Source organism: Paraburkholderia sp. BL18I3N2, assembly GCF_003001875.1.
Taxonomy (GTDB): Bacteria; Pseudomonadota; Gammaproteobacteria; order Burkholderiales; family Burkholderiaceae; genus Paraburkholderia; species Paraburkholderia phytofirmans.
In genome coordinates this window covers 387975-402301 of the sequence record NZ_PVNC01000005.1, presented here as the reverse complement: position 1 = coordinate 402301, position 14327 = coordinate 387975, and the positions used below count along the sequence as shown (strand labels likewise).

Genomic DNA, 14327 nt, shown 5'->3' with positions numbered 1-14327 from the left:
GGGATCGGAGTAAGGCGCTAAAGCGCCAACTCCGATCGACAGAGGAGACAACAATGGACCGCTTCAAACAGATCGAAACCTTCGTGCGCGTCGCGGATGCCGGCAGCCTCGCGGCGGCCGCGCTGGAGGAGGGCGTGTCGCCGGTGATTCTCGGCCGGCGCATCGACGCGCTGGAAAAGCGCCTCGGCGTGAAACTCATGTACCGCTCGACGCGCCGGCTCGTGGTCAGCGAAGACGGCGCCGCGTTTCTCGAGCGCTGCCGGGGCCTGCTCACCGAATGGGATCAGGCGGAAAACGAACTGAGCGCCGGGCGGCGCGCGGTCAACGGCCACCTGATCGTGTCGGCGCCGGCCGCGTTCGGGCGCAAGCACGTCGCGCCGCTTGCGCCGGAGTTTCTCGCCGACAAGCCGGAATTGCAGGTGTCGTTCAATCTGACCGACCGGGTGGTGGATCTGGTGCGCGAGGGCTACGACCTGTCGATCCGCATAGGCGGCGCGGTCGATCCGAACTTCGTGGCGGTCAAGCTGGCGTCGAACCGGCGCGTGGTGTGCGGCACGCCGGAGTATTTTCGCCAGCACGGCAGGCCCAAAACGCTCGAAGACCTGCCGCACCACAATTGCCTCGCATTCAATCTGCAAGGGGGCCAGAACCGCGGCTGGTATTTCCGCCGCAACGGCAAGCTGGCGACGGTGCGGGTGGGCGGCACGCTCGATTGCAACGACGGTGAATTGCTGCACCGCTGGGTGTCGGAAGGTCTTGGGCTCGGCTGGCGCTCCACGTGGGAGATCCAGCAGCAGCTGGCGCGCGGCGAGCTGGAAACCGTGCTCGACGAGTTCGCGCTGCCCGACTACGACATTCTCGCCGTCTACCCGCAGCAGCGGTATGTGCCGGCCAAGGTGCGGTACTTCATCGATTATCTGAAAGAGGTCTATGCCAGCGAGGATTACTGGAACCGCCCGGCTTATTAGCCGTAGCCGTAGCCGCACCGCGCGGTGCTGGTCAATTTTTTGCCGATTCCGCGCGGCGGCGGGAATAAACTCGGCAAATGGCCGGTTATCCGTTGCAGAGAGTGTCCCGACGAGCTACATCGCATAGCCCGCAATGCCCTGGAGGGCCGAGGTGGTCCAGACCGATTCAGAACCTGTCCGCGCGCACGGCGAGTCCGAAGCAGCGAGGAGCCGGCGCTTTCAGCAGATGGCGCTGCCTCACCTCGATGCCGCGTACAACCTTGCGCGCTGGTTGTGCGGTAACGCGAGCGATGCCGACGATGTCGTGCAGGAAGCGTTCATGCGCGCCTTCCGCTTCTTCGACACGTTTCGCGGCGATTCGGCGCGGCCGTGGCTGCTGGCGATCGTCCGGCGCACCTGGTACACGGAATGGCGACGACGTTCGTCGTCGCATGAGACGGTGGAGTTCGACGACACCATGGACGACGCCTCGTTCGACGGCTGGAGCGTCGGCGGCGCCGATCCGCAGGCGCTCCTGATCCGCGACGAGGACACGAAGCGCGTGCACGAGGCGCTTGCGCAGCTGCCGGTCGAATATCGGGAAGTGCTGATGCTGCGGGAGCTGGAGGAAATGGGTTACAAGGAGATCGCGGCGGTGGCCGACGTGCCGATCGGCACGGTGATGTCCCGGCTCGCGCGGGGGCGTCGCAAGCTTGCCGCGTTGCTCGCGGAGAAACAAGGGGGCGCGACTGCTTCGCACAGGTCGTCGGCATGCGCGGCGTCCGGCCCAGGCAGATCGGCCACGGCGAGCGTGACCCCATTGCGGGCGTCCGCCAACGGCCGGCCACTCAACACGCCAGGCGGCACCGCCGCCGGCAGCGCTCAGGAGACGCCAGATGGACTGTAATGAAGCGCGGCCGCTCCTCGACGCGAACGCCGATCACGAATTGCCCGCGCCGGATGCCCTGCGTGTCCAGCAGCACATCGAGAGCTGCGATGCCTGCCGGCGCGAAAGCGAGAACCTGCGGGCCTTGAGCGGCGCGGTGCGTGCGGCGCCTTACCATCGTGCGCCGCAGTCGCTGCGCGAGCGGATCATCGCGGGATTGCCGTCCGTCGACGAGCCGGTCGCGGCGGCCGAGGCGCCGGTTGCCGACGTCAAGGTGCCGGCGCGCGAACGTGCGCGGCGCGGCTGGCTCGATCGTTTGCTGGACGGCATGCGTGCGCCGCAAGGTGGCTTCGGCTTGCCGACGGGCGCGGGCGGCGGCTCAGGCGGCGGCCCGGTTGGCTCCGGCGGCGTGTTCGGCCGCGGCTGGCTGACGGTGCTGGTGCTCGCGCTGTGCGCGGTGGCGGCGGGCGTGGCGCTAAACCTGCGCCGGCCGGCGGATTTCGGACCATTCACCGACGAGCTGATAGAAAGCCACGTGCGCGCGCAGGTCTCGGGTCGCGACATCGACGTGATTTCGACGGATCGGCACACGGTCAAACCGTGGTTCAACGGCCGGCTCGACTATTCGCCGCCGGTCGAGGATCTCGCGGCGAACGGCTTCGCGCTGGAGGGCGGCCGCCTCGATTACCTCGCGCATCAGCGGGTGGCCGTGCTGGTGTACCGCTACCAGAAGCACGTGATCGACGTGTACGTCTTTCCGCAGACCGCCTCCAGCGGCCCGGTGCCGGCGACGCTCGGCCGCGAAGGCTATTCGATTGCGCACTGGAACGCGGAAGGCATGACCTGGTGGGCGATCTCCGACGCCGCGCCGGACGCGCTGAAGGGGCTGGAAGTGGCGCTGAAGGCGCGTCTGCAAAGTGGCAGCGAGCGCACGGAAGCGGGCTCATAGACTGACTGAAAACGGCCACTGTACGGCCTTGGCGGCCCGCAGGCCGCCGGGCTGTGCCGGTTTGGCTGTTCAGGCCTCGCTAACCGTTTCAGGCTGCCCGGCGCGAGAGGCTGCGTCCGTTCAGGTCGCGGCGCCACCTCCTAAACCCTTGAAAACACACCCGATTCGCGCCTCGCAATAACGGGATATCTTGCAACCCGGCCCTAATCGGGTTACACTCTTTGGCTTCTCACTTGCCACACCGGTTCGACGCCCGGGTGGCTTTAATCCATAAGTCAGCACAAGGAGTGAATATGCGTCATTACGAAATCGTATTTATCGTGCACCCGGATCAAAGCGAGCAAGTGCCCGCAATGATCGAGCGTTACAAGTCCACGATCACCTCGCACGGTGGCCAGATCCACCGTATCGAAGACTGGGGCCGTCGCCAACTGGCCTACATGATCGAGAAACTCGCCAAGGCTCACTACGTCTGCATGAATATCGAATGCGACCAAACCACGCTCGACGAGCTGGAACACGCATTCAAGTTCAACGACGCTGTTCTGCGTCACCTGATCGTCAAGATGAAGAAGGCCGAAACCGGCCCGTCGCCGATGATGAAGGAAGTGCAGCGCGAAGAAGCCAAGAAGTCGGCTGCTACGCAACCGTCCGAAGCGCAGGCTTAAGACACACTATTTAAGCTACCAGATCAAAGCGTCGTTTTCGTCGAAGGCTACATGAATCGGCTGCAACTTACGGCCAGCGTCGTCGAACGCGAACCGGTGCGGTACACCCCCGCCGGCGTTCCGATTGCAGGCTGCACGTTGCACCACCGCACGGAAGTCGTCGAAGCCGGCATCGCCCGGCAAGTCGAGCTGACCATGCAGGCGGTAGCCGCAGGCGAGGCGAGCGGTAAGCTGGAAAGTTGTCAGATGGGCGTGGAAACGCTCTTCACAGGCTTCCTGGCGAAGAAACACCGCAACGCAAGAACTCTGGTATTTCACATCACAGCATTGCAGGACATTGGAAAGGACTGAACATGCCCCGCCCGACTGGTAAGAAATTCGACAAGCGTCGTCAGCAACAAAATCCGCTCTTCAAGCGCAAGAAGTTCTGCCGTTTCACGGCCGCTGGCGTCGATCACATCGACTACAAAGACCTCGAAACGCTGAAGGACTTCATCGGCGAAAACGGCAAGATCACGCCGGCGCGTCTCACGGGTACGAAGTCGCACTATCAACGCCAGCTGGATACGGCAATCAAGCGCGCACGTTTCCTCGCGCTGGTGCCGTACACCGACCAGCACAAGGCCTAACCCGACGACGCGATAAGGAGTCTCCGAATGCAAATTATTCTTCTGGAAAAAGTCGTCAATCTGGGCAACCTGGGCGATATCGTGAAGGTCAAGGACGGTTACGCACGTAACTTCCTGATCCCGAACAAGCAAGCTCGCCGTGCAACGAAGGAAGCTCTGGCTGAATTCGAAGTGCGTCGCGCAGAACTGGAAAAAGTCGCCGCTGAAAAGCTGGCTGCAGCTCAAGCTCAAGGCGAAAAGCTGGGTGGCTCGACCGTTCAGATCAATCAGAAGGCTGGCGTCGACGGCCGTCTGTTCGGTTCGGTCACGAACGCTGACATCGCCGAAGCTTTGGTCAAGCAAGGCTTCGCAGTGGAAAAGGCGCAAGTGCGTCTGCCGGAAGGCCCGCTGAAGCTGGTTGGCGAGCACGCAGTCCAGATCTCGCTGCACACCGACGTTCTCGTCGATGTGACGGTGGCTGTGATCGGTGAACACGTCTAAGCCGACCGCGTCTACGCATCAGATAGCATCTGCCAGGAGTTTGCTGGCGAAAGGCAGGGGCCGGGTAACCGGCCCCTGCTTTTTTGTGCCCGCTTTCGGCGGCTCGAACGCTCGGTTTTTGATTTCCCTCCGCGCGCATTTACCCCGATAATTCCTCTCCATGAACGCACCGTCCAAAGATCCCCAGCTCGAGTCGCTGAAAGTCCCGCCGCATTCGATCGAGGCCGAGCAATCGGTGCTGGGCGGCCTGCTGCTCGACAATGCCGCGTGGGACCGCATCGCCGACTTCCTGTCGCAGAGCGATTTTTACCGCTACGACCACCGCATCATCTTCGAGCACATCGGCAAGCTGATCGCGGCCACGCGCCCGGCCGACGTGATCACCGTGTACGAGGCGCTCGGCACCTCGGGCAAGGCGGAAGAGGTCGGTGGTCTCGCCTACCTGAACGCGCTGGCGCAGAACACGCCGAGCGCGGCCAACATCCGCCGCTACGCGGAAATCGTGCGCGATCGCGCGGTGCTGCGCCGGTTGGTCTCAGTTGCCGATGAAATCTCGGCCGACGCCTTCAATCCGCAGGGCAAAGAAGTCCGCCAGTTGCTGGACGAGGCCGAGTCGAAGGTGTTTTCGATCGCCGAAGACGGCGCGCGCGGCACGCAAGGCTTCCTCGAAATCGGGCCGCTGCTGACGGAAGTCGTCGAGCGGATCGATACGCTGTATCACACGGCCAATCCGAGCGACGTGACCGGCACGCCAACCGGCTTTGTCGACCTGGACCGCATGACTTCGGGCATGCACGGTGGTGAGCTGATCATCGTCGCTGGCCGTCCGTCGATGGGTAAAACGGCGTTTTCGATGAACATCGGCGAATACGTGGCGGTCGAGTACGGCTTGCCGGTCGCGGTGTTCTCGATGGAAATGCCGGGTTCGCAACTCACCATGCGTATGCTCGGCTCGGTCGGACGGCTGGATCAGCACCGTATGCGCACCGGGCGTCTGACGGACGAGGATTGGCCGAAGCTCACGCATGCCGTGCAGAAAATGAGCGAGGCGCAGATTTTCATCGACGAAACCGGTGGTCTGAACCCGATGGAATTGCGCTCGCGCGCGCGCCGGTTGTCGCGCCAGTGCGGCAAGCTGGGGCTGATCATCATCGACTATTTGCAGCTGATGAGCGGATCGTCGTCAGGTGAAAATCGCGCCACTGAAATCTCGGAAATCTCGCGTTCGCTGAAGAGTCTCGCCAAGGAACTCGACGTGCCGGTGATCGCCTTGTCGCAGCTCAACCGGGGTCTCGAACAGCGCCCGAACAAGCGGCCGATCATGTCCGACTTGCGCGAGTCCGGCGCTATCGAACAGGATGCCGACGTGATCCTGTTCATTTACCGCGACGAAGTGTACAACCCGGACAGTCCGGACAAGGGCACGGCCGAAATCATCATCGGCAAACAGCGGAATGGTCCGATCGGCCCTGTTCGGCTTACGTTCCATGGTCAGTTCACGAAGTTCGACAACTTTGCGGGCGCGCAGAATTTCTACAGCGACTAAAAACGCAAATTCGCGCAGAAGTGAAGCGATAAGTGGAGCGTCGTTGTAACGCCGCTTTCACAAGTGCGGGTCGGGTCTCGCAACGGTACAATGTGGCGGTTTTATGTCAGCCATAATGTGACCAATTTTCGGGATCCCAATGTTCGGTCGATTTATGCCCACCGAGGGCAAGTTCTTTGAAATTTTCAATGCGCACGCAACGTGCATCGTCTCGGCAAGCCGCGAACTCGAGTTGCTGATCGACAACCTGCAGGACGCCGAGACTCATAAGCAAAACGTGCAGAAAGCCGAGAAGGCCGCTGACAAGCTCACGCACGAAACCATCGACCTGCTGCACAAGACGTTCATCACGCCGCTCGACCGTGACGAGATCCACAAGCTGATCACCACGATGGACGACATCCTCGACCTGATGGAAGACGTCGCCACCGCCATTTCGCTGTACGACGTGCAGGCCGTGACCTCCGAGGCGAGCCAGTTGGCGCACATCTGCACGGCAACCTCGGAGCGCGTGCAGTTCGCGGTGAGCCTGCTGTCCGACATGAAGCAGGCGAGCCAGATCCTGAAGGCCTGCGAGGACATCGACCGTCTGGAATCGGAGGCCGACCGCGTGCTGCGCTCGGCCATGTCGAAACTGTTCCGCGAAGAAGACAACGTCAAGACCCTGATCAAGCTCAAAGCGATCTACGAATTGCTCGAAACGATCACGGACAAGTGTGAAGATGTAGCGAACATCATCGAAGGCATCGTGCTGGAAAACGCATAATGCAATCGATACAACTCGCAATCTGGGTCGTCGTCGGCCTGGTCGTCGTCGCGCTGGTTTTCGACTTCATGAACGGCTTTCACGACGCGGCGAATTCGATCGCCACGGTCGTCTCGACCGGCGTGCTGAAGCCGCAGCAGGCGGTGGCCTTCGCGGCGGCCTTCAACGTCATCGCGTATTTCGTGTTCCACCTGAAAGTGGCCGCGACCGTCGGCAAGGGCACAATCGACCCGAACATCGTCGATCACTACGTGATTTTCGGGGCGCTGGTTGGCGCGATCGGCTGGAACATCATCACCTGGCATTACGGCATTCCGTCGAGTTCCTCGCATGCGCTGATCGGCGGCCTCGTGGGCGCGGCGCTCGCCAAGTCGGGCTGGGGCTCGCTCAACTTCGACGGCCTGATGAAGACGGTGGCCTTCATCTTCATTTCGCCGCTGCTCGGCTTCGTGCTCGGCTCGTTCTTCATGCTGGCGGTGTCGTGGATCTACTTCCGCACGCCGCCGAGCAAGGTCGACCGCCGTTTCCGGCGCCTGCAACTGGTATCGGCGGGCTTGTACAGCCTAGGTCACGGCGGCAACGACGCGCAGAAAACCATCGGCATTATCTGGATGCTGCTGATCGCGACCGGTTATGCATCGTCTTTCGCGGATGCGCCGCCGCTGTGGGTGATCGGCGGCTGCTATCTTTCGATGGGCGTCGGCACGTTGTTCGGCGGCTGGCGCATTGTGCGCACGATGGGGCAGAAGATCACCAAGCTCAAGCCGGTCGGCGGTTTTTGCGCGGAGTCGGGCGGCGCGATCACGCTGTTCACCGCCTCGTGGCTCGGCATTCCGGTGTCCACCACGCACACGATTACCGGCGCGATTGTCGGGGTCGGCGCGACGCAGAAGTTGAGCGCGGTGCGTTGGGGCGTGGCCGGCAACATCGTGTGGGCGTGGATTCTGACGATCCCGGCTTCCGCTGCGCTCTCCGGTGCCGCTTGGTGGCTCGGCCACCGTTTCCTGTAAAGCGCGAGGCGGCGCTGCCCGCCGCGCTATCCAACTGTCTGGGTGTAAAGCGCGCCGTCTAGATCAGCGGCGCGCTGGCGCCATCCATCGGGACGATCGCGCCCGTCACATAGCTCGCGCGGCGGCTCGCCAGAAACAGCGCAACGTCGGCAATTTCCTCCGGTTTGGCATAGCGTCCGAGCGGTACTTTGGCCTGCCCGCGCGCGAGCGCTTCCGCGCTCTCGATGCCTTGCTGTGTGGCTTCCAGCTTGACTGCTTCCTCGATACGCTCGGTTAGGGTCGCGCCGGGATTGATCGCGTTGATGCGGATGCCGTAACGCGCGTAATAGTGGGCGAGGCCGACGGTGGCGAGCATCAGCGCGGCGTTCGCGGCGCCGCCGGCAATATGGATATCGCTCGCGATCTTGCCGCCCATGCCAATGATGTTGACGACCGTGCCGGGCTCGCCGCCGTTGCCGCCCTTGACGCGCTCGGCCATGCGGCGCAGTACTTCCTGCTGGGGATAGATGTAGGGGAAGTATTTCGCTTCCATGGTGGCGCGGAACGCGTCGGCGTCGAGCGTTTCCGGGTCGTAGCGGCGCGCGGCGCCGGCGCTGTTGATCAGTATGTCGATCGGGCCGACCGCGGTGCTGACTTCCTCGACGATATCGGCGGCGCTGTGCGGTTCGTGCAGATCGGCGCGGGTTCGGTGCACGTGCAGGCCTTCCTGCTTCAACTGCTCGTAAGCGCGCGCCAGGTTGGCGGGATCGCGCGATACGATCGCGACTTTCGCGCCCTCGAGCGCGAACGCGCGGGCGCAGGCGAACCCGATTCCCTTGCTGCCGCCCGTGATCAATACCACCTTGTCTTTGAGCCCGAGATCCATCGTCGTCACCCGCTGTCGGAAGAATATCGATGACGATAGCAGATCAGCGGGGGCGGTGTCGTGTGTGGGGTCGCGGTGAGGTGGAGGATCGTGATCGACTGAGCGTCGCTCTTTGCCCGTGCGCCGACGGGCTGGTCGTATAACGAAATACCGACGCCGGGTGGCCCGATTTGGGCTGGGTCTCGAGTGCCAAGTGCGAGTTGTGATGCGCGAGGCGATGGTGCGCCGCGTGATGCTGAACCGCTGAAAGTTGCCGCCGGGTTTGCGTACGCAAGCTTGCGGCGGCCTACGTCGCACAGTATCGACGCAGAAGCGGCTGATCTACGCTTGTGCGCGCCAAGCCCGCGTCGCGGCGTCAGAAATTGCCGTTGGCGAAGCGGGCGATCGGGTCGTCGTTGGTTTGCGTGGGCGCGGGCATGCCGCGCGCGCCCGTCGAAGCCCGCATGATCTGCACGCTGCTGTTTTCATCGGCTTGTTGTGCCTGGCGAGCCTGGCGCGCGGCGACGGAAGCGGGCGGCGGCGGCTCGAACGCGTCGGCGGCGGCGTCGATTGTATCGGGCGCACGGGAGGCCGCCATCTGCGACGCCGTGCGTGAAGCGGCCGCCTGTCGTTGAGCGGGTGCGCCGACGTTGGCGTCGAAGGCGCTAGCTTGAGCGGCCGGAACCGGCGTCGGTGACACCGCGCCTGCAGCACGCGCCTGCATCTGCGCCGCGCTCAGTCCCGGCGGTGGCGGTTCGAACGGATCGGCTTGCGGCGCGGCCGCGGTCGTTGTCGATTGCGCCTCGATTGTCGACGGCGCGCGCGACGTTGCCGCGACGCGCGCTGTCTGCTGCCATTGGGGTTGGGGCTGCAGCGCGCCAGCGGCATAAACCGGCGGCGGCTGTGTAGCAATCTTTGCCGACGTCGGCGCCACGGTCGCCGCCTTACGCGCATACGCTGGCGCACCCGCACCCGCACCCGCACCCGCACCCGCACCCGCACCCGCAGTCGCCGCAGTACCAGCCACGCCAGCCACACCGGTCACACTCGCATACGCTGGCGCCGTCTGCGCCCCCGGCGAAACGACACGTTCAGGCTGCGGCGCCGCCGCCTGATAACTCGGTGTGTCGAACGGCGCCGGCGTCGCGGCCGGGCCGGCCACGCGGCGGATCCCGTCGAAACGCTTGGCCCAATAAGGATTGGTCAGATAGTCCAGCCGCACGGTGCCGCCGGTCGACGGCGCGTTGACGAAGCGCAGCTTGCCCACATAAATGCCGACATGCGAATGCGCGCGCCCCGTCGTATTGAAGAAAATCAGATCGCCCGGCGCGATCTCGTCCGGCTCGATCGATTCGCCGCGCCCGCTCATGTCGGCCGTCGTGCGCGGCAGGTTCACGGAGGCCGCACGCAAGACGACATAGCGAACCAATCCGCTGCAATCGAAGCCACTATCCGGCGTATTCCCGCCCCAACGGTATGGAATGCCGACGAGACTCATTGCCTGAATCGATATTTCCTCGCGGCCGATGCTGTGATCGACGAAATTCGGGAAGCCGGGCGGCGCAGCATGATAAGCGCCGTTCGCCACCACGACCGAGCTACCCAAGCGCGACGACGTTTTCTGCGGCGCGCCGGCACAGGCGGCGAGCAGCAGAACGATCAGCAGCGAAAAGGCGAGTCGGCGCATAAAGACGAGGAGAGCGGTAAACGCCCATTTAACGGCGAACGATTTCCGGATGGTAGCCCTTGGGTGCTTCCTCCGGCAAGAATTCTTGACAAATTACTTGAAGTTCGTGCGCTAAGTGTTGCCCGGCGAGAACGCTGGGTCAAGAAAATAAGCCGCGCCCGGATTACTCCGGGTGCGGCTTCTGGCTAAAGCTAACGGTCTGAAACTTAAAGGATTTCCGATGCGTAGTCGGCAAGGCGCGAGCGCTCGCCGCGCGCCAACGTCACATGCCCGCTGTGCGCCCAACCCTTGAAGCGATCCACCACGTACGTCAAACCGGAACTGCCTTCCGTCAGATAAGGCGTATCGATCTGCGCAATGTTGCCGAGACAAATGATCTTCGTGCCCGGACCCGCGCGCGTGACCAGCGTCTTCATCTGCTTGGGCGTCAGGTTTTGCGCCTCGTCGATGATCAGGTACTTGTCCACGAACGTGCGGCCACGCATGAAGTTCATGCTCTTGACCTTCAGGCGTGAGCGGATCAGTTCCTGCGTCGCGGCGCGCCCCCATTCGCCGGCTGCGTCGTCGGTTTTCTGCAGGACTTCGAGGTTGTCGTCGAATGCACCCATCCACGGCTGCATTTTTTCCTCTTCCGTACCCGGCAGGAAGCCAATGTCTTCGCCGACCGGCACCGTCGCGCGCGTCACGATGATCTCGTTGTAGCGCTTGTCGTCCAGCACCTGTGCGAGACCGGCGGCGAGCGCCACCAACGTCTTGCCGGTGCCGGCCTGACCCAGCAGCGTGACGAAGTCGATCTCCGGATTCATCAACAGGTTCAGCGCGAAGTTCTGCTCGCGGTTGCGCGCCGTGATGCCCCACACGTTGTTCTTGTGGTGGCCGTAGTCGCGCAAGGTCTGCAGCAGCGCCGTCTTGCCGTTCAGCTCGCGCACCAACGCGTGAAACGCCGGCTCGCCGTTCTGCGGCTCCAGATAGACGAACTCGTTGACCAGCATCGAGGCGCACAGCGGACCCGTTACGCGGTAGTACGTCGTACCGGTCTTGGTGTCCTGCCAGCTCTCCATGCCCTTCGCGTGCTTGGTCCAGAAATCCTGCGGCAGCGCGCGGATGCCGGAATACAGCAGATCGCTGTCTTCGAGCACCTGGTCGTTGAAATAGTCTTCAGCGGGCAGGCCGAGCGCATGCGCCTTGATGCGCATGTTGATGTCTTTCGACACCAGCACGACCTGACGATCCGCCCGGTCGCGCTGCAACGCGCGCACCACACCGAGGATCTGGTTGTCGGCCTTGCCTTCGGGCAGACCTTCCACCGGCTCAATGGCGTTGAGCTTGGTCTGGAAGTACAGACGCCCGGAAGCCTCGCGGCTGCCCAGACGCGCGAGCGAAATGCCGTCGGATATATTGCCGGCGTTCGCCACCAGCGCGTCGAGCGTGCGGCTCACCTGTCGAGCGTTGCGCGCGACTTCCGACATGCCTTTCTTGTGGTTGTCGAGTTCCTCCAACGTCATCATCGGCAGATAGACGTCGTGTTCCTCGAAGCGGAACAGGCAGCTCGGGTCATGCATCAGCACGTTCGTGTCGAGCACGAAAAGCTTCTGCATTTCAACCGGCTCGGTGCCAGCGCCGCGTTTCTTGGTGGTGCCGCGCGTGCTCGGCGCGGCAGCCGTGGGCGTGCTCGCTTCAGCCTGCTTCGCGGTCGGCGCGCGGGCGACGACAGGTTGCGCAGCCGGCTCGGCTTGCGGACGGCTGGCGGGAACCGGTTGCAGCAGTGCGGCGGTCTGCTTCGTCTTGCGACCACGCGCCGGAGCAGCCTGTTCAGCGGACGCGGACACAACAGCGGCAGCCGACGATGCCGGCACGGGCCGCAAGGTGGTCGCGGCATTGGCGGCGTGCGCCATCGGCGTGGCGACGTTCGCGCGGCCGTAGTCGGCCGACTCTGCGGATTCCCCAACCACCGCCTGTTTCTTCGCGGCAGAGCGCGCCGGGCTGGCGGCTTTGGCCTTGTATTCGTCAGGCGGCAGGAGATTGCCGAGCTTGCTGGGGGGGGTAGGCAAAGGCATGGTTTCCCTCGATTATTCGGGTCACATATCGTGCGCCGCCTGTCGCATTCTGCCGGTGCCAGTGAGTGCGCACGCAGATTGCGCCCGGAGGCGCGCATTCGGTCTAGAGATGCCGGTTCGCCTGGTCTTCGATCGGCTCCTTAACGGATGCGCGCGGCCGAGTGAACGAACGGCTGCGCGCAATTAAAAAAGCCGCCGCCCCGGCGTACGGGGCAAGCGGCTCGCCTACAGTGCTCGCGTTGCACCTCGCGACTCCGACGGAACCCAGGAAACGGGAAGCGGCCGTCAAGTCTGGCGCAGCGGCAAAAATTTGGGGTGGACAGGCACTCATTGCAACCCAATATAACGCGCCTCAAAGCGCTTGTACAGCCTCCAGAATATCGTCGACGTGGCCCGGCACTTTCACGCCGCGCCACTCCTGGCGCAGCACGCCTTCAGCGTCGATGAGGAATGTGGAGCGTTCAATTCCCCGTACCTCTTTGCCATACATTTTCTTCATTTTGATGACGTTGAAGAGCGCGCACAGCGTTTCTTCAGGGTCCGAGATCAGCGGGAAGGGCAATTCGAGCTTTGCCTTGAAGTTGTCATGCGAGCGCAGGCTGTCGCGCGACACGCCGAGAATTTCCGCGCCGGCTTTCTTGAACTTCGGATACAGATCGCGGAACTGCAGACCTTCGGTCGTGCAGCCCGGCGTGTTGTCCTTCGGATAAAAATACAGCACCACCTTCTTGCCCCGCAGCTTGGACAGCGTGATCTCGCCACCAGTAGCAGGGGCGGTGAAGTCGGGGATGGGTTGGTCGACTGCAATGGGCACGAGGTTCTCCGGTTGTGATGGCCTGCGCCGGATGAATGCGGCGGCGTCGGCCTGGCATCGAGACTTTGGGGGGATGGGGCGGCCGGCGCGCGGCATGCTCTCGCGCGGCGGACGGATCGTCAGGGCCGGCTGCGGATCGACCAGTCAGGGCTGGACAATCAGCTCGCCGGAGCGCCCTGGAATTTCGCCCCACGTAACAGGGTACGATGGCAGCGTGCTGCGGTCTAGCGTTGCGTAGTAATCGCCCATCGTCGCGAAGGTGTGGCCTTGCGCGCGCCAGCCTTCCAGAAGCTGCTCGAAGATCGGCGCGAGCTTTTGCCCTTCGAGTTCCGCGTGCAGCGTGAACACCTGGTCGTGCGGATTGTTTTCCGTGTGCTTCAACATCCATGCGGCGACGTTGTGCGTTTCGACACCGTCCACGCCGAGCACTTCGTCGAGCGTGGGCAGCGTGGTGGGCATCTGCACATGCGAGAGCGTGCGGCCGCCGACCACCGGCAGATACGGCGAGTGGCCGCGCCCGTCGGACGCGTAGTGCATGCCCCATGCGTCGATCTGTTCGAATGCGTGGCCGTTCATCTGCCAACCGGCCGCGCCGTGCGTGACCGGCGGCGCGCCGAACACTTCGACGAAGCGGTCGTGGCTTTGCTGCATCTGCGCCGCGGTCCATGCGCGATCTTTCGTGCGCACGTTGTCCTGCCAGTACACGTGATCCCACGTATGAATGCCGCATTCGAAGCCGGCTTCATGGATCGCGCGCATCTCCGCCGAGGCCTTGGCGCCGATGTCCGGACCGGGCAGCAGCACCCCGTACATCAGCTGCTTGACGCCGTAGTGTTCGACCACCGAAGTGCGCGACACCTTCTTCAGAAAGCCCGGCCTCAACACGCGCCGCATGGCCCAACCGGTGTGGTCGGGCCCGAGGCTGAAGAGGAAGGTGGCGCGCGCCTTGAAGCGGTCGAAAATGCGAGCGAGATTCGGCACGCCTTCGCGGGTGCCGCGCAGCGTGTCGACGTCGATCTTCAGGACGATGCGAGCCAAGGATCA

15 protein-coding genes are annotated in these 14327 nt (G+C 63.4%); 10 read left to right on the top strand and 5 right to left on the bottom strand.

Annotated elements, in window-relative coordinates; all coding sequences use genetic code 11:
* The first annotated feature begins 53 nt into the window (after positions 1-53).
* From B0G75_RS17285 to B0G75_RS17240, 10 genes are all read left to right on the top strand, one after another.
* Entirely contained in the window at positions 54-968 is a 915-nt protein-coding gene (locus B0G75_RS17285) for a LysR family transcriptional regulator (RefSeq protein WP_106307760.1), read from the top strand.
* Positions 969-1119: 151 nt separating this feature from the next.
* Positions 1120-1854, top strand: coding sequence for an RNA polymerase sigma factor (locus B0G75_RS17280; protein WP_106307757.1), 735 nt, complete (start codon positions 1120-1122; stop codon positions 1852-1854).
* On the top strand, positions 1844-2782 hold the full coding sequence (locus B0G75_RS17275) for an anti-sigma factor (RefSeq protein ID WP_106307754.1): 939 nt from the start codon (positions 1844-1846) through the stop codon (positions 2780-2782). The genes B0G75_RS17280 and B0G75_RS17275 overlap by 11 nt, the downstream gene beginning before the upstream one ends.
* A 293-nt stretch (positions 2783-3075) precedes the next feature.
* Complete coding sequence (gene rpsF / locus B0G75_RS17270) at positions 3076-3450, top strand: 30S ribosomal protein S6 (RefSeq protein ID WP_006048823.1); 375 nt, start codon at positions 3076-3078, stop codon at positions 3448-3450.
* A 51-nt stretch (positions 3451-3501) separates the two neighbouring features.
* On the top strand, positions 3502-3801 hold the full coding sequence (gene priB / locus B0G75_RS17265; protein WP_007182110.1) for a primosomal replication protein N: 300 nt from the start codon (positions 3502-3504) through the stop codon (positions 3799-3801).
* Between the two features lie 2 nt (positions 3802-3803).
* Positions 3804-4079 carry a 30S ribosomal protein S18 gene (rpsR, locus tag B0G75_RS17260; RefSeq protein ID WP_007182109.1) on the top strand — a complete coding sequence of 92 codons (276 nt, stop codon included), beginning with the start codon at positions 3804-3806 and terminating at the stop codon, positions 4077-4079.
* A 27-nt stretch (positions 4080-4106) separates the two neighbouring features.
* The gene (gene rplI / locus B0G75_RS17255) at positions 4107-4559 is read left to right on the top strand and encodes a 50S ribosomal protein L9 (protein ID WP_106307751.1); all 453 of its coding nucleotides are present in this window, start codon (positions 4107-4109) and stop codon (positions 4557-4559) included.
* A 160-nt stretch (positions 4560-4719) separates the two neighbouring features.
* Entirely contained in the window at positions 4720-6105 is a 1386-nt protein-coding gene (locus B0G75_RS17250; protein WP_012432804.1) for a replicative DNA helicase, read from the top strand.
* A gap of 139 nt (positions 6106-6244) precedes the next feature.
* On the top strand, positions 6245-6871 hold the full coding sequence (locus B0G75_RS17245; protein WP_012432805.1) for a DUF47 domain-containing protein: 627 nt from the start codon (positions 6245-6247) through the stop codon (positions 6869-6871).
* Positions 6871-7881, top strand: coding sequence for an inorganic phosphate transporter (locus B0G75_RS17240; protein WP_106307748.1), 1011 nt, complete (start codon positions 6871-6873; stop codon positions 7879-7881). The genes B0G75_RS17245 and B0G75_RS17240 overlap by 1 nt, the downstream gene beginning before the upstream one ends.
* A 58-nt stretch (positions 7882-7939) precedes the next feature.
* On the opposite strand, the gene B0G75_RS17235 is transcribed toward B0G75_RS17240, so the two are convergent.
* The 5 genes from B0G75_RS17235 to B0G75_RS17215 all read right to left on the bottom strand — a co-directional run bounded on the left by B0G75_RS17235 (position 7940) and on the right by B0G75_RS17215 (position 14321).
* Positions 7940-8746, bottom strand: a complete 807-nt coding sequence (locus B0G75_RS17235) for an SDR family NAD(P)-dependent oxidoreductase (RefSeq protein WP_106307745.1) — start codon at positions 8744-8746, stop codon at positions 7940-7942.
* Positions 8747-9101: 355 nt separating this feature from the next.
* On the bottom strand, positions 9102-10412 hold the full coding sequence (locus tag B0G75_RS17230) for an NlpC/P60 family protein (RefSeq protein WP_106307742.1): 1311 nt from the start codon (positions 10410-10412) through the stop codon (positions 9102-9104).
* Between the two features lie 206 nt (positions 10413-10618).
* Entirely contained in the window at positions 10619-12469 is a 1851-nt protein-coding gene (locus B0G75_RS17225) for a PhoH family protein (protein ID WP_106307739.1), read from the bottom strand.
* Positions 12470-12821: 352 nt separating this feature from the next.
* On the bottom strand, positions 12822-13283 hold the full coding sequence (locus tag B0G75_RS17220) for a peroxiredoxin (RefSeq protein ID WP_073426815.1): 462 nt from the start codon (positions 13281-13283) through the stop codon (positions 12822-12824).
* 144 nt (positions 13284-13427) lie between these two features.
* Positions 13428-14321, bottom strand: coding sequence for a polysaccharide deacetylase family protein (locus B0G75_RS17215; RefSeq protein WP_106307736.1), 894 nt, complete (start codon positions 14319-14321; stop codon positions 13428-13430).
* Positions 14322-14327: the final 6 nt, after the last annotated feature.

Bases quoted from the DNA above. Each gene is read 5' to 3' on its own strand.
- B0G75_RS17240 (WP_106307748.1), top strand. From the start codon at position 6,871: ATGCAATCGATACAACTCGCAATCTGGGTCGTCGTCGGCCTGGTCGTC.
- rpsR (WP_007182109.1), top strand. From the start codon at position 3,804: ATGCCCCGCCCGACTGGTAAGAAATTCGACAAGCGTCGTCAGCAACAA.
- B0G75_RS17230 (WP_106307742.1), bottom strand. From the start codon at position 10,412: ATGCGCCGACTCGCCTTTTCGCTGCTGATCGTTCTGCTGCTCGCCGCC.
- B0G75_RS17225 (WP_106307739.1), bottom strand. From the start codon at position 12,469: ATGCCTTTGCCTACCCCCCCCAGCAAGCTCGGCAATCTCCTGCCGCCT.
- B0G75_RS17235 (WP_106307745.1), bottom strand. From the start codon at position 8,746: ATGGATCTCGGGCTCAAAGACAAGGTGGTATTGATCACGGGCGGCAGC.
- B0G75_RS17275 (WP_106307754.1), top strand. From the start codon at position 1,844: ATGGACTGTAATGAAGCGCGGCCGCTCCTCGACGCGAACGCCGATCAC.
- B0G75_RS17250 (WP_012432804.1), top strand. From the start codon at position 4,720: ATGAACGCACCGTCCAAAGATCCCCAGCTCGAGTCGCTGAAAGTCCCG.
- rpsF (WP_006048823.1), top strand. From the start codon at position 3,076: ATGCGTCATTACGAAATCGTATTTATCGTGCACCCGGATCAAAGCGAG.
- priB (WP_007182110.1), top strand. From the start codon at position 3,502: ATGAATCGGCTGCAACTTACGGCCAGCGTCGTCGAACGCGAACCGGTG.
- B0G75_RS17285 (WP_106307760.1), top strand. From the start codon at position 54: ATGGACCGCTTCAAACAGATCGAAACCTTCGTGCGCGTCGCGGATGCC.
- B0G75_RS17245 (WP_012432805.1), top strand. From the start codon at position 6,245: ATGTTCGGTCGATTTATGCCCACCGAGGGCAAGTTCTTTGAAATTTTC.
- rplI (WP_106307751.1), top strand. From the start codon at position 4,107: ATGCAAATTATTCTTCTGGAAAAAGTCGTCAATCTGGGCAACCTGGGC.